The following is a 23,696-nucleotide window of genomic DNA, read 5'->3' as shown; positions in this document are numbered from 1 at the left end:
GGCTTTGATTCCTTGCAAATATAGACAGTATATAGCGTTAGACCCTACGCCAGCATGAATAATGTCCATTACACCATTTAATCTAAATAGAAAAGGACGGCTCAGTATATATTGAGCCGTCCTTTTTTGTTGTTTATAGCATTTTATAAATAACCATTTTAAACGCTAGTTGGTAAAAACAGAATTTATAAGATAGCAAGGTTTTATCAAACTCCCCCACCTACATTATGCTGCTTGCTCTTCTAAAAGTAGTGCTGTCTTTCTACTAGCCTGACGTAATTGCCTAACACCATGAACAATCAAACACCCAATACCTAACCAAATCAGACCATAGCTATAGATCATCGCTGATTCAAACGGGTTGCCTAGTACGGTCACTGCCAAGATAAATAGCAACGCAGGCTCCAAATAGCTCATCATGCCATAGACATTGACTGGTAGCATTTGACTGGCATCAATATTGGTCTTCATCGCCAAGACACTGAGCACACCCAAACCTACTAGCATCATGATAAAGAAACCAGAGCCGCTAACCAATACCAAACTGCTTGGGGCAAAGAAGAACAAATAAGCCAGAGCAAAGGGCGCAAATATCGTTAAATCAACCAATAATCCAGTTACTGCGCCAATTCCCTGCAGTCGGCGTAAAATGTAGTAAATAGGATACGTACCGCATACCCATAGCGTCGCCCAAGAGACACTTTGGGTACGGATAACTTCGCTACCCACGCCCAATGCAGCAAAGGCCACTGCCAACCATTGCAAACGGCTTAGTTTTTCGCCAAAGAGGACACAACCAAACACTACCATCATTAACGGGAATAAGAAGTATCCCATCGCAGTTTGCACACCTTGCCCATTCACTGGCGCCCACATAAATAACCAAAACTGACTGAGAAATATCGGTGTGGGTAATAGCAACCAAGCCCACTGCTTAGCGCCTTTGAGCACTTTCAATTTATCGATGTGCAATCCCAGACGTCCACTGACCATTAAGTATCCGACCAACGCTGCCCACATCGCGAGCATGCGCCAGATAAAAACTTGCGTCCCTGATAATGGCGCTAAAAGACTGCTATAGGCATAGAGTACGCCAAATAGCACGTTGGACAATATGGCAAAAGACACCCCTAATATCAGAGTGCGTTGTTGTGCGCTACCTGTCGCCCAAATCGCAGGTAGTGGCAAACGTGCAGCAGTCGTTGCTAGCGTATTAGCGAATACATTGGAGAGCATTGAGATAGACATGATAAGCACCGTAGCTATTAATAGATGATAAAAAACCAATAGGTAGTTCTCTTTTTGAAGCGACTCTAATTGGTATGGTCTATTTTACTAGGGTGATTTGATATATTATCTCTATATAAGTTCATTGATGAATAAAAATATCACATAGGTGTCCTATAAATCATTATTTTCTTACATTATTATTTTTAGTGATAATATTTATAAAAAGCGATAAAAAACTCTGCTGTTAAGGATGTCCTGATATGAGCCATACTTTAGATAATATTGATAAAGCTATTTTAAATTTGCTGCAAGATGATGCGACATTACCGCTTAAAACTGTCGCAGAGCGAGTGCATGTATCCATTGCGACGGCGCAGCGGCGTATACAAGTGCTAATAGATAGTGACGTGATTACCAAACAAGTAGCCATCGTCAATCCTGACAAAGTGGGCTATGGTCTGACAGCAGTAGTAATGATAGAAATGGAGCGCTCTAACACCTCAATGCAACATCGGTTTGAGCGCTTGATGGATGCGCAATCACGAATCATGAGCTGTTATGAAGTATCGGGCGATTTTGATTTTATGTTGATGGTCAATGCAAAGAATATGAGCGACTATCATCAGTTCACCCGCAGCTTACTGACTTACGAAAATAATGTGCGCAATTTTAAAAGCCAATTTGTGATGAACTTTACTAAGAGTGGAACCAAAATCACGCTAGATTAATTATAATTTAACAGTCTCAGCTACACTTACCTATCATATGACAATGGATGATAAGTAGCTAAGTTACATATAAACACTGTACGATATTCACCAGACATCCGAGAAGAAATAAAAACTCGATAGTTAATTTCGTAAGCCCATTTGTTAGACAAGGAAGCCTAATCATGATTGACCATACAAACGCTGATAACAACAACATGAAAGCGTTACTAAAACCGTCAAATTCAAAAAAGGTAATAGCAGGCGCTTTGTTTGCTACGGTACTAGCCAGCTCAGGCTGTGCGACCAGCTCGCTATTAGACAATAGCGGACACGTCACCACAAACACGACGAAGCAAATTCTGTCTGAAGATCAAATTGTTGCCTTTGGTCGTCCTGCTCAGCCGTTACCAAAAATGCCAAACGCGTCAATGGTTATCGTAGGTGAAAAGAACAGCTACGTCCTCACCCAAGGTGGGACAGAAATGGTAAACTTACTAAGTAACCTCACGCAAAAAAATATTCAAGTGGATAACGACATGAGCTTTCATGTACCCAATAATGATGGGTACTTTCAAGGTGAGATGAAATTGTCTTATGCTAAATTAAAAGATGAGTTTGGGCGCTCAGACTACCAGTTCTTTTTGCAAAATAACGGTAAAGAGTGCACCTCAGCGAGCGATCAACGTATCAATGCTCAGCGCTTTTGTTTTAGCGTTCCTGTCAAAGGCGCTATCTATCCGCAAGTTAGTAATTTAGGGTTAATTCAGTCAAACTATCGCGCACTGACTAAACCATATACGGTGAGTTTTTATACACAAACTCAGCAAGATGTCGTCACTCGTAGCGGTCCAAATGGCGCACAAAAGCTAGTATTGCTACCCTTTGCCCTCGCCTTTGACGTGGTTACTTTCCCGCTTCAGTTATTAGATTAGATAGTTAACTATTATACCGCTCATCGTCTAGTATCAAGTTTCAGGCTACATCATGAAAGCTACATCTTGAAAGCTACATCTTGAAAGCTACATCTTGAAAGCTACGTTATAAAAGCCCCTTTATATAAGGTACGTTATCGAAAGGTATTCCATACTAAATCGTAACGTGCCTGCTTAATATCTTAAAATAACTTTTCGACCAGTGTTTTCGGGTAATTTTGTTTTGCCTTCTCTGCCGCTCGAAACATCATCTCATCTGCTTCGACAGGTCCTGCAACATCGCATAAGCATACATAAGCCAACTGCATCAAATTATTTAACAGGTGCTCATTATCAGGTACAGACGGGCGATTGCCTTCTAGAAACTGACTGATGTTAAGACTATGCCCTTTGAAGGTGCGCTCTTGCGAAACAGTTTGGTGCATGGTCAGAAATAGGTTGCGACTTTCTGTTTCTGATAGCTGACTGCGCAGTGCTTCTATGACGGTATAAAATGCCAGAACCAACTCAGAGACAGGGACTGGCGCTTTGATTGCTTCATTATGACTATTATGGCTATTGTGACTATCAGCCTCTACTGTTTGCTGACTGTCCGCTTGCAAGGTAGCCCAAAAGCCTTTCCTAATATCAGACTTATAAGCTTGCAGCTCAGGATAGCGCCTTGTCGCATCCAAGACGCACTGTTGCATCATTTTCACAGAGACCGTTGAGTATCGCTGCCACTGTGATTTAAGTAGTCGCACCTCCTCAGGATGTAGATAATCGGCAAGTACTTCTGCCATCACAGTCACAGCTTGGTCTACGGATTGAGTATCAATATTCATCAGCTCTCTCCTATAAATGCCGCTCGGTTAAACTCTTTGAATCAAACATTTGCTTCTGGAACTCAGGGTAACCAAGCTCTGCATGCTCGGTATAATCAAGGCCGCGCTGCTCATGTAAGCGGCTGGCTTTTAACCCAAAGCTGAGATCGATAAGCTTATACATCACTAGCCCCAATCCCAGTCCCCAGCCTAACGCCACGCCGACGCCCAACGCTTGTACGCCAAGCCGTGATAAGTTAAACAAATCTCCTGTATAAAACAATCCTGCTGCGAGCGTACCCCATGCCCCGCCAAAACCATGTACTGCCACTGCCGAGACCACATCATCTACCTTAAATTTTAATAGCGCTTGCGATGATAAGATATAAACCACGGAAGCGACTGCCCCAATAACAATGGCAAACATAGGTGTCGTTGTGGCACAGCCTGCCGTGATAGATACGAGACCAATCAAACTGGCATTGACACTATCGCTCAGTAAAATGGCTTTGTTAAGCGATCGGGAGATAAGCATATAACTCACCACCGCACTCACTGCAGCGACGAAAGTATTGACTGCGATTAAGCCAATATTGCCGGTGATAGATAACGTCGATCCAGCATTGAAGCCGAACCAACCAAACCATAAGATAAATCCGCCAAGCGCTAGCAACGTCATGTTATGCCCTGCGATGAGTCTTGGCGTGCCATCAGGGGCAAAGCGGCCTAACCTTGGGCCAATGACTAAGATGCCTGCCAATGCCAACCAGCCACCGATAGAATGCACGACAGTAGATCCAGCAAAATCAATAAAACCAAGCTCGGCTAGCCAGCCTGTCCCGCCAAAATAACCACCCCATACCCAACTGGCAAATACAGGGTAAATGAACAAACAAATCAAACAGGCGGCCACCGCATAACCAATAAAGGAGACGCGCTCTGCCATTGCACCACTTGCAATCGTCACCGCTGTCGCTGCAAACATCATCTGAAAGAACATCAATGCCCAGTCCATATTAGACAACGCGACTGGCATAAAATGATCCGTACCGATGAAGCCTGAATTATTAGTCCCCATCATTAATCCAAAACCAACCAAGTAGAACGCCAGACCACCGATACACATATCGGTATAGTTTTTCATCATCACGTTTACTGCGTTTTTCGCGCGTACCGATCCGCTTTCAAGTAGAGCAAAACCTGCCTGCATAAAGAACACCAATACCCCGCCCCAGATAATCCAAGCGATATTTTGATATTCGAGCATCTGCGCCACGGTCAATGTGTCAGTCTCAGCGGCTTGGGCGCTACCCATCATTGCAAACGATAATGTACTTAGTACCAGCCTATTACTTAGCGATGACTGTGATCGTTTTAACAATACCTTTATCGTGTCCAGTCCAATAGAGGATGTTCTCATTTTATCTCCAAACACTTATCTATCCGTTCAAATGTTATCGGTGCACTATTTTTACTCATTAATGCACACAAATAAGCCCTAATAAGGGTGGAGCAAAACCTGTGCCAAAACCTATTATTAGAAATTAAAGAAACTTATAAATATAAGAAAACAAATGACCAGTATCAGCCAAGTCAGTATTTTGATAATTATGCTTGCAACGATGTAAGCATAAATTGAACTAGGGTAGAGAATGATTGTTGGAAGTAAGTTTGATTGAACTGATAATGTGACTGTTCTGTCTAGACTGTTTTTGCCATTATTTTGCTGTGCAGATAGCTTACTTTGCATGAGCAGTTTATCTCACGCTATCAATAACTTATCGGCAATCGCCACTCATAGAATAGGTCGCATAGTGAAGGCGATTCATGTTAAAATGAGCGCTTTTAAATTCGCCTTTATTATCATTGGGTAATAAGGGCTGTATTTTTAGTGCCATTTTTCTAATTAACAGGTCCGCCCATGTCTGCCGATACCATCGCCCGCACTGCCTTTAAACAAGGCACCAAGCCACTTTACGATTATGACAAACACTGGGCGAGCTGCTACGAGCCAGCGCCTTATCTGCCGATGAGCCGCAAAGAGATGGACGATCTAGGCTGGGATGCTTGTGACGTCATCATCATCTCAGGTGATGCCTATGTCGATCATCCAAGCTTTGGTATGGCGATTATCGGTCGCTTGCTTGAGTCGCAAGGCTTTCGTGTTGGTATCATCGCGCAGCCAGATTGGAAGAGCAAAGACGCCTTTATGGAATTGGGCAAACCCGTCTATGCGTATGGCGTGACCGCGGGCAACATGGACAGCATGATCAACCGCTATACCGCAGATCGTAAAATCCGTAGCGATGATGCTTACTCTCCTGGCAACGTGGCAAACAAACGCCCTGACCGCGCCGCTATCGTCTATAGCCAGCGCTGCCGTGAAGCCTATCCTGATGTGCCAATTATCTTGGGCGGTATTGAGGGCAGTCTACGCCGTATCGCTCATTATGATTATTGGTCAGACAAAGTCCGCCGTAGTATCTTGCTGGATGCGCGTGCTGATGTCTTACTATATGGTAATGCTGAGCGTGCGATCGTCGATGTGGTACATGGTCTGTCTAAAGGCTATAGCTTTGAGCAAATGAGTAAACTGCGTGGCACCTCTTATCTGTTGACACCGACTCGCCGTCATTGGCAATCGGACATGACAGAAGTCGCCAGTAATGATGTTGATACCGTTGGCCGTGTCGATCCAATCATCAACCCTTATGTGATGACAGAAGATGTAGACCAATGCTCAATCGAGCAAGAAAAGCCATCTGACTCCCCTGTTGGGCAAGCCATGCCGTCGTCCATTTCATCAATGTCGTCACAGTATCAGGGTTTTGTCGCTGAGCCAGTTGCCAATAAAGTCATCAACGCCAATCAAGTAGACACCGAAACGCAAGTAGTGCAAATGCGCGGCTTTGATAAGCCAAAGACCGCACGCAAGCACAAGATCAAGATGCCGCCCCGTGAGGAAACGGTGATTCGTCTGCCTGATTATGAGCATGTCAAATCTGACCCTGTACTCTATGCCCATGCCAACCGCATCTTGCATCTAGAGACCAACCCAGGTAACGCGCGTGCGCTCGTACAGCGTCATAGTAGCGGTGCTGGTAACTCGCATACCTCTATCGACGTTTGGCTCAATCCACCACCAGTGCCACTCTCGACAGAAGAGATGGATTATGTGTTTGACCTGCCGTATGCACGCTTGCCGCATCCAAGCTATGGCGATGCGCGTATCCCTGCTTATGACATGATCAAGTTTTCGGTCAATATCATGCGCGGCTGTTTTGGTGGTTGTACCTTCTGCTCGATCACTGAGCACGAAGGCCGCATTATCCAGAGCCGTTCAGAAGATTCAATCTTGCGTGAAGTAGAAGCGATTCGTGATACCGCACCGAACTTTACTGGCGTGATATCTGACCTTGGTGGCCCAACGGCAAACATGTATCGCCTCAGCTGTAAAGACGAGACCATTGAAAAGAACTGCCGTAAGCCATCTTGTGTCTATCCTGATGTCTGCGAAAACCTAATCACCGATCATAGTAATTTGACTAAGCTATATCGCAAAGCACGTGATATCAAAGGCGTGAAAAAAATCCTGATTGCTTCAGGCTTGCGTTATGACTTGGCAGTAAAAGATCCTGAATATGTGAAAGAGTTGGTCAGTCATCACGTCGGTGGTTACCTTAAGATTGCGCCTGAGCACTCTGAAGAAGGTGTGCTATCGAAGATGATGAAACCTGGCATGGGCAGTTATGATCAGTTCAAAGCCATGTTTGAACAGTTCAGTCAGGAAGCTGGCAAAGAGCAATATCTGATTCCTTACTTCATCGCTGCCCATCCGGGTACCAAAGATGAAGATATGATGAACCTTGCGCTTTGGCTCAAAAGTAATGGCTACCGTGCTGACCAAGTACAGGCGTTTTATCCAAGCCCAATGGCGACCGCGACTACCATGTATCACACGCACAAAGATCCGCTACATAAGGTCAGCCGTGATGAAGGTGACATGGATATCGTCAAGTCTGGCAAGCAGCGCAAATTGCATAAAGCGTTCTTACGCTATCATGATCCAAAAAACTGGGTATTACTACGTAAAGCCTTACAAGACATGGGTCGTAGTGACTTGATTGGTAAAAACCGTGGTTGCTTGATTCCACCATTTAACGCCAGTTTAGAAGGGCGTGATGCCGCGCAAGATACTTATCAGTCAGCGCGCAAGAAGAATAGCCGTGTTGGCAATGATTCAGTGAAGCGTAGTAATGGCTCGTCAAACAGCAGTGCGTCAGCTAAAGGTGCAGCGGGTAAAAACAGTAAGAAGAAAGTCAGCAAAGGCAATTTTCAAACGCAGCATACTGGTCTGCCACCGCGTAAAACCAAGTAGTATTCATAGCAAATAGTGTTCATAGTATAAAAGTACACGCTCAATCTAACGCGTGTTAAGTAAAACAAAAAAGCGCCTATCGGCCACTCGTTGATAGACGCTTTTTTATGCGCTAATTTTATAATCGCACATTTCACAATTAGCACTGCTTACTTTTCACCCTGTCTCAGATTACAAGTTACATTAGACAGCGGTTGGGTAACGAAGCTAACAGGTAACGAACAATTTCTAACACTGAAATGGTTCGTTTTCGCTACTATAACCCTCATATGCTAAACGCATCATTAAGAACAAGTAAATGACATCAGCGAAAAGCTTTGGAGAGCACTATGAAAATGATAACTAAAATTGCGACCACCCTACCAGTCCTTGCCTTATTGAGCGCTTGTGCGACTACCGCACCCACTACCCCAGATGCAACTGATACGCCAGTTCCAGAAAAAGTAACCGCTGCCTATGATCGTATGGCACCAGCACCATACACCTGTACCGATGACAGCAAAATCATGGCAAAGCAGTCTATCAATAAAGAACAAGTGATGCTCAACGTCACCTTGCCAAAAGTAAAATGGGCCGAGCAGCCAATCATCCTAAACGGTAAAGTGAAAGGCGAAGTTGCAAGCTATGTAAACGACTCAAACCCAGAAGTCGTCTATGCATGGCATATGAAAGGCGACAAAGGTATCTTTGCGATGAAGTGGGCTGACGGTAAAGAATACCAAGTAAACTGCCAAATCTAATCAGCTAGAGATACGCTCATGTCGTAATAGACAAATAGTCGTAATAGAGAAAAAGCAGTCATTATATGGTGGCTGCTTTTTTACGCGTGTTCGTTTGATACGCGTATAAAGATGGCTATAAAAAACAGTATCAGGTAGATAGTTGTATAGTCAGTTCAATATAATTTCGACACAAGGAAACCGAGTGCAAGTTATACATTAGTATGCTTAGCGAGGTTAACTTTGTCATTCTTTTATAGAGGATTAGACTATATCAAAACTTGCCATCTAATGTATTTCGCTAGAGAAGCACAAAGAAAACTGTCAAAATAGCAGGTAAAGCAAATCAATCATAATCGATAATCAAAAGGGTAACTCGATGGCAAAGCGTCTGATAAGTATGATGGTAATTGCAACGGCAAGCATGTGGGCGCTGACAGGCTGCGATAACGCTACCGATTCTGTCGATGCCACTGAGCAAACTGCGGAGACAGCAACAGATCCAATTGCATCGACAGCTGATACCATCGACTGGTCACTGGTAGATAGTGGTGCAAAGCCTGCCGACCCTACCAATTATAAATATCCGTTTGCCATCGATAGTCAAAACGTCCGAGACTATGCAGAGTACTTCGATGTGGACGCGGCGACAGCGCAGCACAACCTCACTATCAGTATGGCAAGTAACGAAGCACTATCGAAAGCGTTAGATCAACTCAGCGAAACCTATGTCTCACACGAGCTAACCGATGGCAATGAGATGACGCTTATCATTCATACCACGCCTGATGTCGCTGCCAGTCGCTATGATTATGTGCTGTCTGATGACTTTGCTAAAGGACTGGTATTACCTATCGTGATTCAGCCAGATGGTAAGAAAGGTGATGTGAAAGCGCATGGAGAAGTACCATAATAGCGTATTTACAAATTTAAAATAATAAAATTGCTCAAAGTGAAAGGTGTGCGGAATACTACTTGTGACCACTAAGTAAGTCTACTTTATAGGAAAAAATCGATGCAAGATGACTATCCGAAATTTGCCACTGAAGAAAACTTTAAGAAGTTCGTCGCAAATTTGAAGGGGATTACTGACTTAGATGAAGTAACCAAAACATTTTCAGATAAAGAAAAGGTTGCAGATTACCTTATTGATAATTTGCTTGTCATTGAACTAAAAACCTTAAAGTCCAATCCACGAGATAAAGTTATAGGTTATGTGCAAAGTGAAACAGATAAAATTAATCAAGCTGAGGGACTTCCTGTTTTTTATGTGCAACATAACTTTAGAGAAGCTACTCAAATACTACAAGATGGCGAAAAACTTACAACTAAGTTGGATAACCTGTATTTTAGACAAATAGAAGAAGTAATGAGGAAGGCAAACAAACAAATAAAATCAACCATCAATAGCTTCGGCATGACTCATAATACATATGGATTTTTAACTATAATTAATGAGCGTGCTGACTTCTATCAGCCTGAAATTTTGGCTGGTTACATTTGTAGAGAGCTTCTTAAAACGAATGTAGATGGAACGCCTAAATATTCAAATATACATCAAGTAGCATTTATTCAAAGTTCGTATAAGGTAAATGATATTAGTGACAACATACTAATACCCTGCCATTTTATTAAGAATTCGTTATTAGTAGATACAGAGTTAAGTAAAAAAGCTGAAGAAGTTATGATATTTTTTTGGAGTGAATTCGCAAGGTTCGTCGGAATTGAAAACTTTCATATCAAAAATCCTAGAGATTTACCAGCTACAAAAATTATTTAGAAGTAGTAATTTATTATAGTGTGCACTCAACGGCGCCATATAATGTATAGCAAATAACTGAAATCAATCCCTCGTGTAGACTATTTCACATATTTATCAGATAAAACTTATAGCCTAAAAACTCTTTTTGTAAAAAGTACATGAAGTGAATTCTACACCTCTACAATGTCTACCTTATCTCTATACAAGGCGATAGCCATACGCGAGGGACGAGCGCCGAGTAAACCATTAAAGAAAGACGGCTCATGACCCGCATATTCGCCCACTATTAAAGTAAGCGATGCTGAGGCCATGCTTTTAAATCTTTTGCTCTTGCGCTAGGGACGGGCGTGTTATTAAAGTATGACCTAACCAGAAAATCCCCTCTAAGGGATTTTCACTTGCAAACCTGAGGAGGAATAAGCAAAACACTGTTTTGCCCGACGCAAGACAAGAGCTATGCTCGCAGTTAGCAGTGCAATTTTTTAACGGTTCTCATCCCCAACCATCGCCAAAAACTCGTCCTCACCCACCACTTTCACACCCAACTTCTCAGCCTTCGCCATTTTTGAACCTGCTTTTTCGCCTGCTAGTAATGCCGTGGTTTTAGCAGAAATACTGCCCGAAACTTTTGCACCCAATGCTTGTAGCTTCGCCTTGGCTTCATCACGCGCCATGCTATCGAGCGCACCTGTGATAACCCACGTTTGCCCATCGAGTGGTAGACCTTCTGATGCAACCTGCTCGACCTTATCCCAGTGCACGCCAGCTTCACGTAGTGCGGTGATGACTTCGATATTGTGCGGCGCACGGAAGAATTTATAGGTCAGCTCGGCAGTAATTTCTCCAACATCTGGCGTTTTTATCAATGTCTCGACACTGGCGGCCATCAGGCTATCTAAATCACTGAACTGCTGAGCAAAGTTCTGTGCTGTGCCTTCACCAACACCGCGAATACCTAGTGCGTAAATAAAGCGAGCCAATGTCGTATGCTTGCTAGCTTCGATAGCGTTGATGATATTTTGGACCGATTTCTCACCCAGTTTTTCAAAGGTGACCATCTCATCCGCATGATTGTGCAACTGATAGATATCAGCGACAGTCTTGACCAGACCATGCTCAAAGAAGCTAATCAGCCAACTTGCACCAAGTCCATCGATATCCATCGCACGACGCGAGACAAAATGGATAAGCGCTTCTTGCTGCTGCGCTGGGCAAAACAGCCCACCCGTACAGCGCGCCAATGCTTCATCTTCAGGCAGCACGACAGGAGAGTCACAGACAGGACAAGTCGAAGGTAGCGTGACCGGCTCGCTATCGGCTGGGCGCTGATCGTGCCAGACACGAGTGACTTTTGGGATGACATCACCTGCACGGTGAACGCTGACCGTGTCGCCTGCGCGCACATCTAAACGCTGAATTTCGCCAAAGTTGTGCAAAGTGACATTACTGACAGTGACGCCGCCGACTTTGACAGGCTCAAGCTTACCGACTGGCGTAATTTGACCCGTACGTCCGACTTGCCACTCGATATCATTTAGACGCGTCATTACCGTTTCGGCAGGGAATTTATAAGCAGTCGCCCAGCGTGGCTCACGTGATAGGTAGCCTAACTGCTGCTGTAACGCAAGGCTATTAACCTTGATCACCATGCCATCGATTTCAAATGGCAGATCGCTACGCCCTTCTATCACTGACTCATAATAGGTCTGCGCGGCGCGTGGATTTGCCACCACTTCTACTGCGCTGACCGTAAATCCAAGCTCGGTAAGCCATGCCAACGCCCCTGACTGAGTGTCGATAGTATCTGGCAATCCTTGATTGACCGAATAGCCATAGAATGCCAATGGACGACTGGCTGCTATCGCTGGATCTAACTGACGTAAACTACCAGCGGCGGCATTGCGTGGATTGGCAAAAGTTTTACCTTCGTTCTCTTCGGCAAGTCGGTTAAGACGCTCAAACCCTGCCTTGGGCATCAATACTTCACCGCGCACTTCTAGCAACTCAATATCAGCAGCATCAGCTATCCATAGTGGCAAGTTACGAATGGTCTTAGCATTTTGAGTAATATCTTCACCTGTCTGCCCATCACCGCGCGTGACCGCTTGGACAAATTTACCATGCTCATATTTCAGTGAGACAGCCAGCCCATCAAGCTTTAGCTCCATCTCGTATTCAGGGTTTTGCTGCGAGTCGCTGAGACGATCATTGACACGGCGCATAAAATCACGCAAATCATCATATTCAAAGACATTGCCTAGCGACAACATAGGAATATCATGAGTGACTTGAGTAAAAGCCGATAGCGGCATATCGCCGACTTGATTGATTGGGCTATCTGGCTGCACCAAATCTGGATATTCTTCTTCAATCTCAAGCAAGGAGCGACGCAACTGATCGTACTCGCTGTCTTCTAATATTGGACTGTCGAGCACATAATAGGCATAGTTATGCGTCTTAATCGCTTCAATAAGCGCACGCATTTTTGAGACAATCTCTACACTATTATCCGTACTACTATCGGTAGGACTGGGTATATTAGAGGTCGCAGGTGCTTGGTTTTCTACTTGAGTAGATGGGTTTTTAGAATTATTTGATGAGGTAGAGTCAGTCATAGTCGGCGTCTTTTTTGCAATTCAAGATGTCGATATGATAACAAGTTTGTAGGAAGCTCGGTATAGTCAATCCTATATAAATCAAATACTGTGTCAGGCTCGCTCAGTCTACTATGATTAGCATTTTGCAGAAACTATAGCTCATTAAAAAAGGCAAATAACGTTAATCGCTATTTGCCTTTTTTATGATTTCTGCTATTAATCAGCTTTTAACTTTCGTAGCTTTTGAGCTGCTAACCCTCATAATCACGGACTTGGTTACGTAGCTGCTGCTTGTATTCAGGCGTGATTGGTTCATTCTCTTCATCCAGCATAATCGCGTCAAGGTCGCTTGCCATCATATAAGCAATGCTCATCATACTATCAAAGCTGCGCACGGCTTGTGGATGCGGCAGTGACAAGAATACGACGACACCGTTATAAGTATTGGTCGCGACACTATGCGGATCAAACGGTGCGATACCGCTATCAGTAATGCCCATCATGCTAAACCACAACATACCCGTGCCGTCTTTTTGCTCATAGCGATGGAACATATTCATCGCGCCATAGCGTAAGCCGTATTTATCAATCAATGCTAACAGATCACGACCACGGATAATCGCCGCTGGGCGGTCACGATATTGGTGCGGCAAGATGGTGATATTGATATTGTCTTTGGCATTAATCAACGGGCCGTTTTGCGCATCATCACCTGACTCTGATAGATGCTGATCCAGTATCGGGCTGTTGTCATCGAAGCTTGGCTCTTCTGCCGTATCGATGGTTGGCATCAAGCTATCGGTCGCTGACATTAGGCTAGAGAACGCATCAGGCTCTTGCTCGATATGCATCTGATCTGCGACTTCTACAAACTCAGCACTATCGGCGCGGCGTTGCTCTTCTTGCCAGCGAGCGTAGTCCGCTTCATCGATGACGTCATGATCGTCAGCTGCTATATGGTTACGCTCAGCCGTTAGTTGAGCATCAACGTTGGTATGCAATTGCGTCAACGGCTCTTCTTCAACCACAGCATCTAAGTAACTACGATCTGGACCGATGCTCGTCTCGCCTGCGACTGTGTCATCAAGGTCGGGTTGATCGACGATGTTACGCTCGTGACGCGGTATGATGGGAATACCATTTTTATCATAATTGACCGCAGCAGCTTCGGTAGCACCGCGACGCTTAAAGCTACGAATGACCATAAACAGCCCTGCGAGCACGATAAACGCGGCAATGGCAATCAATATAAACTGAATAACGGTCATGATAAATACATCCTAGTATATATAACAAAAGGGAATACACAAACGAGCATAAATGGCAATATTCTAGCATGGCTGACTTATATCGTCACCACATTGTGTACTTTATAACCAGTATGCGGGACTGAGGTCAAGCTTAATTGCATTTATGCCAATTGATTGATTATATTTGCATCGTGCTGATTCTCATAGTACTTTTGGTAACAACTATTTTACTCTTAGCTCTCTACGTAACGCGCAGCTTCATCAAGCGACACACTGACTAGAGTAGAAATACCTGCACTTGGCATAGTAATGCCTTTTAGCTCATCAGCAATTTGCATCGTCAGTTTATTATGACTAATAAAGATAAACTGCAAATCATCTGCTAGCTCATGAATAAGACTGGTAAAGCGCGCAACGTTTGCATCATCAAGCGGTGCATCGACTTCATCAAGGACACAGAACGGTGCGGGATGCTGCTTAAATATCGCAAAAATCAAACTCAATGCAGTAAGGGTTTTTTCACCACCCGATAATACCGCTAAGCGACTATTACGTTTACCCTTGGGCTGCGCCATCAAGGTAAGCCCTGCGCGCCATTGTTCCGACTTTGGCGTATTGGCTGGCATCTCGTCAGTGTTCAACGTCAGGCTGGCTTGTCCACCGCCAAAGACTTTGGCAAATAAATTGGCCAGCTCATTATTGACCGCATCAAGCGTCTGCATAAATAACGTCTTAGTCGTCTCATCAATAGAGGCAATCGCTTCGGTCAATGTCTGCATACTGGCCGCGATATCTGCCGTCTGCTGTGCGAGTGGCTCTAAGCGTTCGTTTACTTCGGCCAACTCTGCGACCGCTGCCAAATTCACTGGCCCAATTTTTCTCAACTGCTGGGTCAACTTGACTCGCTCGGACTCTAGCCCAGCGATTTTGTCTGGACGGACGCGGCGATCATGAGCAATGAAATCTGCTAGCAAGTTTGAGACGCTCATGCTTTGTTGCGGTTGCTCAGCTTGCGCTTTATATTTATGACTCACACGATAATAAGCATCTAAAGCGCTTTGCGTATGCGTGCTAGCATCCTCTAACCGTGCCGCACTCAGTGCCAATTCAGTAGCATGACGGGCAAGCTCGCTTTGCTGCGTTTGCAATGTGTTTTGCAATGTATCAAATGCCGTCTGCTGCTCAGCGTACGTTTGTTTTAATGCCATTAGCGCAGTATCGCGCTCGTTCAATAGCACTTGCTGCTCATCGCGTGTTATTTGGGCAGACTGTAGCGCTGCTTTTAGCTCTGGCAATTTGGCCTGCTGCTGCTCGTGACGCGTCTGTAGACTTTGCTCATTCTCTAACGACTTGTCATATTGCTCAGTCGCACGAGCCAGACTACTAACACTATGCTCCAAGCGCATCTCGTATTGCTGAATACGCAGCTGCAATGCTTGCCAAGCGTCATCATCAGCTTGACGCGCACGGTTTAGCTCGCTGCGCTCAGCTTGCAGTTGCTGAGTTGTCGCTCGTGCCTCTGCTATTTGCGGCGTTAGCGTAGCTATCTCGATTTCGATATGCTGCTGCTCTTGATCAAGCGTCTGTCGCTCTTGTGCCAATTCTTGCTTTTCTTGCTCAAGCGTTGCTTTATCAGCGTTCAGACGCTGGCTATCCGCTTGCAAGCGCTCAGCGTTGGCTCGCTCGGTCGTCAGTTGCTGCTCGTATTTGTGCTTATCACGGGTTAACTGCTCAGCTTGCGCGCGTGTTTCTTCCAAGCTAATTATCAACGCATCATAGTCGCGCTGGTCTTTTACAATAGATTTTTGCTGATCTTGTATTTTGCTTTCAAACTCATCAAGCAAGTCTTCTAACGCTTGTAGACGCGTACGCTGTTGCAGACGCTGCGTAAGGAATTGGCTATTGCTATCATTCTGCTCATCCTGTGCACCAGCGAATTTGCTTAAGTTAATCGTCCCATGACGACTGATCAGCCAACCATCTACGGTAAGCAAAATAGCGGATGGCGGTAATGACTTTAGTGCATCAGCAAGAGTATCAATCTCATGCTGCCGACTGGTCTCAAGCTGCGCCGTATATATATAGCACTGTTGCCATAGCGAAAGTAGCGGCTGCTTAATCAACTGCGATAGTGGCAACACTTTATCATTTAAGATATCTGGCAATTCGCTGACAAATTCTTGGTCGCTAATATCACTTTGCGCAGTAGGCAACCATAAGCTATGACCTGTCTCTACTAGAGCTTTATCTTTTGCACTGGCAGGCGTGTTTTGTGCCGTTTGATAAGTCAGTAAGTCTGCAATGTCATGCTCAAGCGCTTGCCATAAGCTATTAGCTTGTTGAGAAATGCCATTAGCATTATTAACGTCTGATTGCTTGATTTGATTAACTTGTTGGTTAGCTTGTAGATTAGAGATCAGCACATGACTATCTAGCCATAATGCCAAGATATTATCGAGTAGCGGCGCATACTCCTGCCCTTTTGCACTTAGCTCAATCTGCTCACGTAGCGTTGCAATGGCTAACGGCTGATGATGTACGCCATCGCTATCTGCATTATCTGTCGCGGTAACTTTCGACTTTTCTGATTGCTGTTGTGTAGGTTTCGGATGCAATATCTGATGCAAGGTATCGTATTCGCCTGCCAGCAGCGCATGACGCTTTTCATTATCGCTCAACTCGCTCTGCTGTGAGCTTAATTTCTGCTGCAAGCTGTGCGCTTGCGGTTGTATCTCGGACAAACGTTCATCGACGGCTTCGCGTTGACGCTCAACTTGCTGCAACTGCGTGCTTAGCTCAGTGACTTGCTGTTCTAGCACCTGACTTAGATTGTGCGCATTATCCGTCTTACTCACATCAGCACTGTCAGATGGCACTATAGACTGCTGTAATTGATGCCACAGGTTTTGCCAGTTTTGCTCGCGGCGTTGCCATTTATCATGACTTTGCTGATGGCGTTTTTGTGCTTGAGCGTTAATAGCTTGCTGCTGCTCAAGCGAACGGGCTTTATCTTGTAAGTGTGACAGATTGTTTTGCGCTTCGTGCCACGCGCGTTGTAGTGGCTGCTCATTGCGCTTATAGTTATCGCGTTTATCTGCTAGCTCAATAAGCTGCGGGCGTAACGCTTCTAGTGCTTGATTCTGCTCAGCTTGTTCAGCGTTGAGCCGTTCGATATCAGCGAGTGATTGCGCACGCTGCTGAGCCAAGCCAGACAGTTGCTGCTCGATAGTAGTCAGCTGTGACTTAGCATCTCTCAATTGATGTTCCGCTTGTTGATAGCTGAGCTGCTGCTGATAGTGAGCGCTTTGGGCATCGTCTTTGAGCCATTGCTCCTGATTGATACGCGCAGTGAGCTTGTCTTGCTGAGCTTTGAGCGTGTCGTAGTCAGCTTGTAGTGTCGACACCTCAGTAGCACTACGTTCATGCGCTACTTTCTGCTGTTGATGTGTTTGCTTGGCTTGATATAGTTGCTGAATAGCGAGCTGCTGCTCGATATCAGCTAGTGTTAATGCCAACTCTTCATAACGCTGCGCACTAGCCGCCTGTTTAGACAGTGACTTTTGTTGGCGTAATAGCTCGCTTTGCATATCGTGCAGGCGCGCTAGATTGTCTTTTGTTCTCTCTAACTTCTTTTGTGTTTCTTCACGGCGCGCCTGATAGCGCGAGACACCTGCCGCCTCTTCGATAAACTCACGCAGCTGCACGGGACTAGACTCAACAATGCGCCCAATCATGCCTTGCTCAATCACCGCATAGCTACGTGCACCCAGCCCTGTACCTAAAAACACATCGACCACATCACGGCGACGGCAACGCGTACCATTGATAAAATAATCTGAGCGGCCATCTTTATTTACCTGACGGCGAACCGATAGCTCTTGGTACAAGTTAAACTCGTGGCGAATGCCAGTCTGCTCATCTTGGGTATGCTCAAAAGTCAGCTCGACACTGGCAACACTTTTTGCTGTCTTATCCTGCGTACCAGCAAAGATAACATCACTCATCGCCCCGCCGCGTAACTGCTTGGCTGAGGTTTCGCCCAGCACCCAGCGGATAGCATCAATCACATTGGATTTGCCACAGCCGTTCGGCCCGACGATGGCGGTGATACCATGACGAAAAGTAAAAGTGGTTGGATTGGCAAAGGATTTGAAGCCTGCCAGCTTTAGAGATTTTAAACGCATGAAGAGTCAATAAACTTAGCAAAAACAGGCGGCTATTCTACCTGAAATTGTAGTGGGTTTTTAGGGTTAAACTGCTAAGTGCATAAACGATTTTGATTCTAGGCTTTGATGGAACCCTCGTAATAGTTTTTGCTCCACTTGGCAGACGCTATTTTCTGCTAAGTAGCGATTATTAAACTCGATAAAGGCTGCCCAAGAGATACTTGCCACTTCTAAATGATCAACTATTTCTAACAGCTCTGGTCTTAGCAAATGCTGATACTTCCTTGGCCGTTTATGACACAGAGCCAGCTCCCTATTTACGAGCGTTTGCTTGTTTTGCTTTAGCGCGTCACCACCGATAAATAACAGCAAAAATTTTGCCCCTTTATCGATAAAGCCTTTTTCTAATAAATGCTCGTACATCAAGCAGTATTTTAGGATTGGGTCTGGGTTTTTCCGACCAGCGAGTTTTAACTCATTCGCTATCAATACATTCGCCTGATGGTTGTAGGCTAGGTTGTCCATATACATTGCTTTTAGCTCTGTACTGTTTTCAAACATGTCGCTATTACCATGTGTCGACCATGACCCGCTTGGCTCAAAGCTAATAAATTGCTGATAAAATAAGTTCAGATAAACATCACTGCACAAACTCAAAAAAATATCGAACTCTTTATTGAGATAGTCTTCAGAAAAGAATGTTACGCGGCGCACGGCTTCTCTCGCATTACAGATACCCATCGTTTGCGTTGAATACGTCTCTAGCTGCTCAGTTTCATTCATTTTTGTATTGAGCTTTTTGATGACTGATTGCTCAATATCCTCTATATTTTTATCCTTTAACTCTGGGTGGGCCGCCCATTCAATGATTTGGCGTACATATTGCTTTTTAGTGATGCCTAAAATACGCTGCGGCTCCCATGCCAAAAACTCTACCATATTAGAGAGACCCGTCGTCCACGATAACTGGTCTTTTAGATGATTCATTGAGCCGAAAACACGGCGGTATTTTTCTGCAGCTTTCATACTAATAATGTCTCACGGTTTGCTTACTAATTTTGTAAAAACTCATTATTGTTATAAAACACCCAACCCACTCAGTAACAACTGTCCTCCAGCAAATATTAACAACACACCAAACGCACGCTTAAGCATCAGCGCAGGTAATATGTGGGCAAGCTTGGCACCGACTTTTGCCATCGAAAAGCTGGCGACTGAAATAAACAAGAATCCTGTGACATGGACAAATCCTATCGTACCCTCAGGTAGATTGACCACGTCTTGACCGAACCAAGCAAAGCCCGCTGCTCCAGCCAAGGCAATTGGTAGACCGCATGCCGCTGATGTACCGACCGATTGTTTCATCGGCAGCCCTGCCCAATTTAAGAAAGGTACGGTCAAGCTGCCGCCGCCAATGCCAAAAATAGAGGACGCCATACCAATGCCAGTACCTGCACCAAACTGGATGCCGGCCGATGGTAACGGTTTGCCCACCTGCTCTTTATTCGAAAAGAACAGCATTTTTAGAGCGACTAATAGCGCACCGAAACCAATGATAGCCTGTAGTGCTTGCCCATCAATCATATCCGCGATACCAGCGCCAACCAAACTACCGATGACCAACCCAAGCGCCATCTTGCGCCATACTTCCCAGCGCACGCCGCCACGCTTGTTGTGTGCAGTTAATGAGCTGATTGAGGTCACTACGATAGTTGCCAGTGACGTCCCGATGGCCAAATGGGTGATTACTTCTGGCGAAAAGTCATAAGCGGTAAAAATCCAGACCAATGCAGGCACGATAATCATGCCACCGCCGACGCCAAACAAGCCCGCGCTGACACCCGCAAACGCGCCTGCAATCACAAACCACACATATAACATCATAGAACGAACCTTTTATAATACTGACTGGCGCTATAGTACTCACTAGCGCTTAGGCATGCTTAATTGTATTTGCCAAATCTCAACGCGACCTTTATGCTGTTTACTCGGTACTGTCTGACCGCAACAATCGCTCAGTATATCAAAGTTTCCTTTAACCACATCGACTAAACTTATGCCGCCACTCACTAGTTTTTCTACCTATTTATCCGAGCTCAATCACCGTCATGTGACTAGTAGCGCCTCGACCAATAGCGAGCTGATAGAAGCCTTGCAAAACGGGGCGTTAGATGTCGCCACCGTACACGTTTTGACCGCGGAAACCCAAAGCGCAGGTCGTGGTCAGCACGGGCGCTCGTGGCAATCACCGCGCGGCAATGTCTATCTATCGTTATATCATCCCGTGCATATGCCAATCAGTGGCTTACTATCGCTCATCATTGGTCTTGAACTAGCTAAGATGCCTGTCATTCAAACTTTGAACGAGCAACTGCAAGCACAAGGACTGACGCCAATTGGGGTGAAATGGGCAAATGACTTGGGTTTTTATCAGCAAGCTCAGAGCCAATCTGAAGAGCAATCTAAAGAACAATCCATAACGGACAGCTCGGTATTGGATTCCGTATTGGATAGTGATGTAGCAAATCAGCGTACGCTACCCTTTAATAAACTGGCTGGGATTTTGATAGAGCCAGTGACGAAAGCTGGCAGGTTGGTCGGTGTGGTGTTAGGCATTGGCCTAAACGTACAGGCAGCACCTAAGCTCACCACACAAACGTCTGAGGGTATGAGCTACCAAGCGATTAGCTTACAAGACATTAATGAGAGGCTACCTTTAGAGTCACGATCTGCGAGCCTACCAGACCTACCAATGCTCTATCAGCAGATGTGCAAAGCATTGATAGCGGCGATGACACGCTTTGAGCATTTGGGCATAGAACAGCCAACGGGTCATACTTATTATTTGGATAGTTTTTTGGAGCAGTTTGCGACGATGGATGCGCTATCAGGTCTACATTTGCGCGTCACCCAAGACTATAATAACGAAGAAAAAGTCGTGACAGGAGTCGCTTGCGGTGTCGACACACATGGCTGTTTGCAATTGCGCCAAGATAACGGTAAGATTTCTACGCTTTTTACTGGACGCATCGACGTTATTTATTAGGCTTAGACAACTATATTGATGAACCTCATCATTAACGAGCACTATATAAAGGGACTTTTATGCTCTGGCTTGATCTTGGAAATACCCGCCTAAAATACTGGCTAACCGATGATATCGGACAAATAGTCGCGCATGATGCTAAGCAGCATTTGCAAGCGCCTGCCGAATTACTTATGGGTCTGACGGATCGCTTTGAGCGTTACGCGCCTGACTTTATTGGTATCTCATCGGTATTGGGTGACAATCTCAATGCCAAAGTATCAGAGACGCTCAGTCGTTTGAATATTCCGTTTGAGTTTGTCCATGTCGATGCCGCACACGCGCTGATGAAAAGTGCTTACAATGATCAGCAGCTCGGCTGTGATCGCTGGCTACAGATGCTGGGCGCGGTCGATAAGAAAAAACGTCAATGTGTGATTGGTTGCGGTACAGCGGTGACTATTGATTTGATTGATCATGCTGAGCATTTGGGCGGTTATATTTTCCCTAGCATCTACCTGCAACGTGAATCACTGTTCTCTGGTACTAAGCAAATCACTATCTCGAACGGTACTTTTGATAGCGTCAACCAAGGCTTAACCACTCAAGACGCGGTACATCGCGGTATTTTACTCTCTATCGTCGGCGCGATTAATGAGATTAGCCATCGTCACCCTAATTTTGAGTTGATTATGACAGGTGGAGATGCAGCCATTATCTCCCAGCATGTTAATCGCCCAGTGCGTTTACGTGATGATTTGCTCTTGAACGGTTTGGCAAGATACTTTGATTATCGGAATAAGTCTTAACCGCTTATAGATAATTCGGTTTGACGTTGGCACAAAAAAAGCAGCACGTTTTACACGTACTGCTTTTTTATTTTATATTAGAAAATAGCTAAGGCGTCATTAGCTACTTCTTATTTGGTCTCGTTAAACAGCTCGCGACCGACTAGCATACGGCGAATTTCACTGGTACCTGCGCCAATTTCATACAGCTTGGCATCACGCCAGTAGCGACCAAGTGGATACTCATTGGTATAGCCGTTGCCGCCAAATATTTGAATGCCTTCGCCTGCCATCCATGTGGCTTTTTCGGCACACCATAAAATCACACTGGCGCAGTCTTTACGTACTTCTCGACTATGACCGGCACCGAGCGCGTCCAACATATCGAGGTTTTTACCCACGGTGTATAAGAAACTACGACCGGCTTGCAGTATCGTATACATGTCTGCAACTTTACCTTGGATAAGCTGGAACTCACCGATCGCTTGACCAAACTGTTTACGGTCGTGGATATAGGGCACCACATTGTCCATTACTGCTTGCATGATACCGATAGGACCTGCAGCCAACACGGCGCGCTCGTAATCTAGGCCGCTCATCAATACCTTAACGCCCTCATTGAGACCGCCCAAGATATTATCGCTTGGTACTTTTACATTATTAAAAGTCATCTCGCCAGTATGGCTACCACGCATGCCGAGCTTATCTAGCTTTTGTGCGGTACCAAAGCCTTCCATACCTTTTTCAACGATAAAAGCCGTCATGCCTTTTGCACCTAATTCAGGATTGGTCTTGGCATAGACCACCATCACGTCAGCATCGGGACCATTGGTGATCCACATTTTGCTACCGTTCAAAATATAGCTGCCGTCTTTTTCTTCAGCTTTTAGCTTCATACTGACGACGTCTGAGCCAGCGCCTGTCTCACTCATTGCCAATGCACCGATGAATTCACCGCTGATTAGTTTTGGCAGATATTTCTGCTTTTGTGCCTCAGAGCCATTACGTTTGATTTGGTTAATACATAGATTAGAGTGTGCGCCATAGCTAAGCGCTACCGATGCCGAAGCTCGGCTAATCTCTTCCATCGCGACCATGTGGGCAACGTAGCCCATGTTGGAGCCGCCGTACTCTTCTGGAACGGTAATACCATGTAGACCGAGGTCACCCATCTTTTGCCATAAATCCATGGGAAACTCATCGCTGCTATCAATCTCGGCAGCACGTGGGGCAATCTCATTTGCCGCAAACTGCTGTACGACATCACGTAGCGCGTCAATATCTTCGCCAAGTTGAAAATTTAATCCAGGTAAACTCATAACCATTCCTTGTTTTT

Annotated in this window: 18 protein-coding genes; 8 read left to right on the top strand and 10 right to left on the bottom strand. The window is 45.1% G+C overall.

Annotated elements, in window-relative coordinates; genetic code table 11:
- Nucleotides 1-225 precede the first annotated feature (225 nt).
- Nucleotides 226-1,248: an EamA family transporter RarD gene (gene rarD / locus I3254_RS02260; protein WP_238050847.1), complete on the bottom strand. Its 1,023-nt coding sequence runs from the start codon at nt 1,246-1,248 to the stop codon at nt 226-228.
- 242 nt (nt 1,249-1,490) lie between these two features.
- Between rarD and I3254_RS02255 the strand changes: the two genes are divergently transcribed.
- The gene (locus I3254_RS02255; RefSeq protein ID WP_238050841.1) at nt 1,491-1,958 is read left to right on the top strand and encodes an Lrp/AsnC family transcriptional regulator; all 468 of its coding nucleotides are present in this window, start codon (nt 1,491-1,493) and stop codon (nt 1,956-1,958) included.
- A gap of 164 nt (nt 1,959-2,122) precedes the next feature.
- A complete protein-coding gene (locus tag I3254_RS02250; RefSeq protein WP_238050839.1) occupies nt 2,123-2,872 on the top strand; it encodes a hypothetical protein in 750 nt (249 codons plus the stop codon).
- Nucleotides 2,873-3,054: 182 nt separating this feature from the next.
- Here the strand turns inward: I3254_RS02250 and I3254_RS02245 are convergent, their stop codons facing one another.
- Both I3254_RS02245 and I3254_RS02240 read right to left on the bottom strand, forming a co-directional pair.
- Nucleotides 3,055-3,696: a hypothetical protein gene (locus tag I3254_RS02245; protein ID WP_238050837.1), complete on the bottom strand. Its 642-nt coding sequence runs from the start codon at nt 3,694-3,696 to the stop codon at nt 3,055-3,057.
- 10 nt (nt 3,697-3,706) lie between these two features.
- Nucleotides 3,707-5,095 (bottom strand): ammonium transporter, encoded by a 1,389-nt coding sequence (locus tag I3254_RS02240; protein ID WP_238050835.1) that lies wholly within the window; start codon nt 5,093-5,095, stop codon nt 3,707-3,709.
- A gap of 501 nt (nt 5,096-5,596) precedes the next feature.
- Here I3254_RS02240 and I3254_RS02235 point away from each other — a divergent pair.
- From I3254_RS02235 to I3254_RS02220, 4 genes are all read left to right on the top strand, one after another.
- Entirely contained in the window at nt 5,597-8,053 is a 2,457-nt protein-coding gene (locus I3254_RS02235) for a YgiQ family radical SAM protein (RefSeq protein WP_238050833.1), read from the top strand.
- A gap of 329 nt (nt 8,054-8,382) precedes the next feature.
- Nucleotides 8,383-8,793 (top strand): hypothetical protein, encoded by a 411-nt coding sequence (locus I3254_RS02230; protein WP_101204281.1) that lies wholly within the window; start codon nt 8,383-8,385, stop codon nt 8,791-8,793.
- 358 nt (nt 8,794-9,151) lie between these two features.
- Nucleotides 9,152-9,685: a hypothetical protein gene (locus I3254_RS02225; RefSeq protein ID WP_238050831.1), complete on the top strand. Its 534-nt coding sequence runs from the start codon at nt 9,152-9,154 to the stop codon at nt 9,683-9,685.
- Nucleotides 9,686-9,787: 102 nt separating this feature from the next.
- The gene (locus tag I3254_RS02220) at nt 9,788-10,552 is read left to right on the top strand and encodes a hypothetical protein (RefSeq protein WP_238050829.1); all 765 of its coding nucleotides are present in this window, start codon (nt 9,788-9,790) and stop codon (nt 10,550-10,552) included.
- A gap of 152 nt (nt 10,553-10,704) precedes the next feature.
- On the opposite strand, the gene I3254_RS02215 is transcribed toward I3254_RS02220, so the two are convergent.
- The 6 genes from I3254_RS02215 to I3254_RS02190 form a co-directional block, all read right to left on the bottom strand.
- Nucleotides 10,705-10,845 (bottom strand): hypothetical protein, encoded by a 141-nt coding sequence (locus tag I3254_RS02215; RefSeq protein WP_179799058.1) that lies wholly within the window; start codon nt 10,843-10,845, stop codon nt 10,705-10,707.
- 171 nt (nt 10,846-11,016) lie between these two features.
- Nucleotides 11,017-13,017, bottom strand: a complete 2,001-nt coding sequence (gene ligA, locus I3254_RS02210; protein WP_238050850.1) for an NAD-dependent DNA ligase LigA — start codon at nt 13,015-13,017, stop codon at nt 11,017-11,019.
- A 365-nt stretch (nt 13,018-13,382) separates the two neighbouring features.
- Entirely contained in the window at nt 13,383-14,399 is a 1,017-nt protein-coding gene (locus tag I3254_RS02205) for a cell division protein ZipA C-terminal FtsZ-binding domain-containing protein (RefSeq protein WP_238050827.1), read from the bottom strand.
- 215 nt (nt 14,400-14,614) lie between these two features.
- Entirely contained in the window at nt 14,615-18,565 is a 3,951-nt protein-coding gene (locus I3254_RS02200) for an AAA family ATPase (protein WP_238050826.1), read from the bottom strand.
- A gap of 66 nt (nt 18,566-18,631) precedes the next feature.
- A complete protein-coding gene (locus I3254_RS02195; protein ID WP_238050825.1) occupies nt 18,632-19,573 on the bottom strand; it encodes a hypothetical protein in 942 nt (313 codons plus the stop codon).
- 51 nt (nt 19,574-19,624) lie between these two features.
- The gene (locus I3254_RS02190; protein ID WP_238050849.1) at nt 19,625-20,428 is read right to left on the bottom strand and encodes a sulfite exporter TauE/SafE family protein; all 804 of its coding nucleotides are present in this window, start codon (nt 20,426-20,428) and stop codon (nt 19,625-19,627) included.
- A 175-nt stretch (nt 20,429-20,603) separates the two neighbouring features.
- Between I3254_RS02190 and I3254_RS02185 the strand changes: the two genes are divergently transcribed.
- Complete coding sequence (locus tag I3254_RS02185) at nt 20,604-21,593, top strand: biotin--[acetyl-CoA-carboxylase] ligase (RefSeq protein ID WP_238050824.1); 990 nt, start codon at nt 20,604-20,606, stop codon at nt 21,591-21,593.
- Between the two features lie 59 nt (nt 21,594-21,652).
- Nucleotides 21,653-22,381, top strand: a complete 729-nt coding sequence (locus I3254_RS02180) for a pantothenate kinase (protein WP_165598299.1) — start codon at nt 21,653-21,655, stop codon at nt 22,379-22,381.
- 110 nt (nt 22,382-22,491) lie between these two features.
- Here the strand turns inward: I3254_RS02180 and I3254_RS02175 are convergent, their stop codons facing one another.
- Entirely contained in the window at nt 22,492-23,679 is a 1,188-nt protein-coding gene (locus I3254_RS02175; protein WP_238050823.1) for an isovaleryl-CoA dehydrogenase, read from the bottom strand.
- Nucleotides 23,680-23,696: the final 17 nt, after the last annotated feature.

The organism is Psychrobacter sp. Ps2 (assembly GCF_022129405.1).
GTDB lineage: Bacteria > Pseudomonadota > Gammaproteobacteria > Pseudomonadales > Moraxellaceae > Psychrobacter.
Note: the sequence above shows the minus strand (reverse complement) of the source record. Positions and strands in the feature narration are given on the sequence as shown.

What these genes read in the sequence shown, in the direction of transcription:
- rarD (WP_238050847.1), bottom strand. Translation starts at nt 1,248, where the DNA reads ATGTCTATCTCAATGCTCTCCAATGTATTCGCTAATACGCTAGCAACG.
- I3254_RS02255 (WP_238050841.1), top strand. Translation starts at nt 1,491, where the DNA reads ATGAGCCATACTTTAGATAATATTGATAAAGCTATTTTAAATTTGCTG.
- I3254_RS02250 (WP_238050839.1), top strand. Translation starts at nt 2,123, where the DNA reads ATGATTGACCATACAAACGCTGATAACAACAACATGAAAGCGTTACTA.
- I3254_RS02245 (WP_238050837.1), bottom strand. Translation starts at nt 3,696, where the DNA reads ATGAATATTGATACTCAATCCGTAGACCAAGCTGTGACTGTGATGGCA.
- I3254_RS02240 (WP_238050835.1), bottom strand. Translation starts at nt 5,095, where the DNA reads ATGAGAACATCCTCTATTGGACTGGACACGATAAAGGTATTGTTAAAA.
- I3254_RS02235 (WP_238050833.1), top strand. Translation starts at nt 5,597, where the DNA reads ATGTCTGCCGATACCATCGCCCGCACTGCCTTTAAACAAGGCACCAAG.
- I3254_RS02230 (WP_101204281.1), top strand. Translation starts at nt 8,383, where the DNA reads ATGAAAATGATAACTAAAATTGCGACCACCCTACCAGTCCTTGCCTTA.
- I3254_RS02225 (WP_238050831.1), top strand. Translation starts at nt 9,152, where the DNA reads ATGGCAAAGCGTCTGATAAGTATGATGGTAATTGCAACGGCAAGCATG.
- I3254_RS02220 (WP_238050829.1), top strand. Translation starts at nt 9,788, where the DNA reads ATGCAAGATGACTATCCGAAATTTGCCACTGAAGAAAACTTTAAGAAG.
- I3254_RS02215 (WP_179799058.1), bottom strand. Translation starts at nt 10,845, where the DNA reads ATGGCCTCAGCATCGCTTACTTTAATAGTGGGCGAATATGCGGGTCAT.
- ligA (WP_238050850.1), bottom strand. Translation starts at nt 13,017, where the DNA reads ATGCGTGCGCTTATTGAAGCGATTAAGACGCATAACTATGCCTATTAT.
- I3254_RS02205 (WP_238050827.1), bottom strand. Translation starts at nt 14,399, where the DNA reads ATGACCGTTATTCAGTTTATATTGATTGCCATTGCCGCGTTTATCGTG.
- I3254_RS02200 (WP_238050826.1), bottom strand. Translation starts at nt 18,565, where the DNA reads ATGCGTTTAAAATCTCTAAAGCTGGCAGGCTTCAAATCCTTTGCCAAT.
- I3254_RS02195 (WP_238050825.1), bottom strand. Translation starts at nt 19,573, where the DNA reads ATGAAAGCTGCAGAAAAATACCGCCGTGTTTTCGGCTCAATGAATCAT.
- I3254_RS02190 (WP_238050849.1), bottom strand. Translation starts at nt 20,428, where the DNA reads ATGTTATATGTGTGGTTTGTGATTGCAGGCGCGTTTGCGGGTGTCAGC.
- I3254_RS02185 (WP_238050824.1), top strand. Translation starts at nt 20,604, where the DNA reads ATGCCGCCACTCACTAGTTTTTCTACCTATTTATCCGAGCTCAATCAC.
- I3254_RS02180 (WP_165598299.1), top strand. Translation starts at nt 21,653, where the DNA reads ATGCTCTGGCTTGATCTTGGAAATACCCGCCTAAAATACTGGCTAACC.
- I3254_RS02175 (WP_238050823.1), bottom strand. Translation starts at nt 23,679, where the DNA reads ATGAGTTTACCTGGATTAAATTTTCAACTTGGCGAAGATATTGACGCG.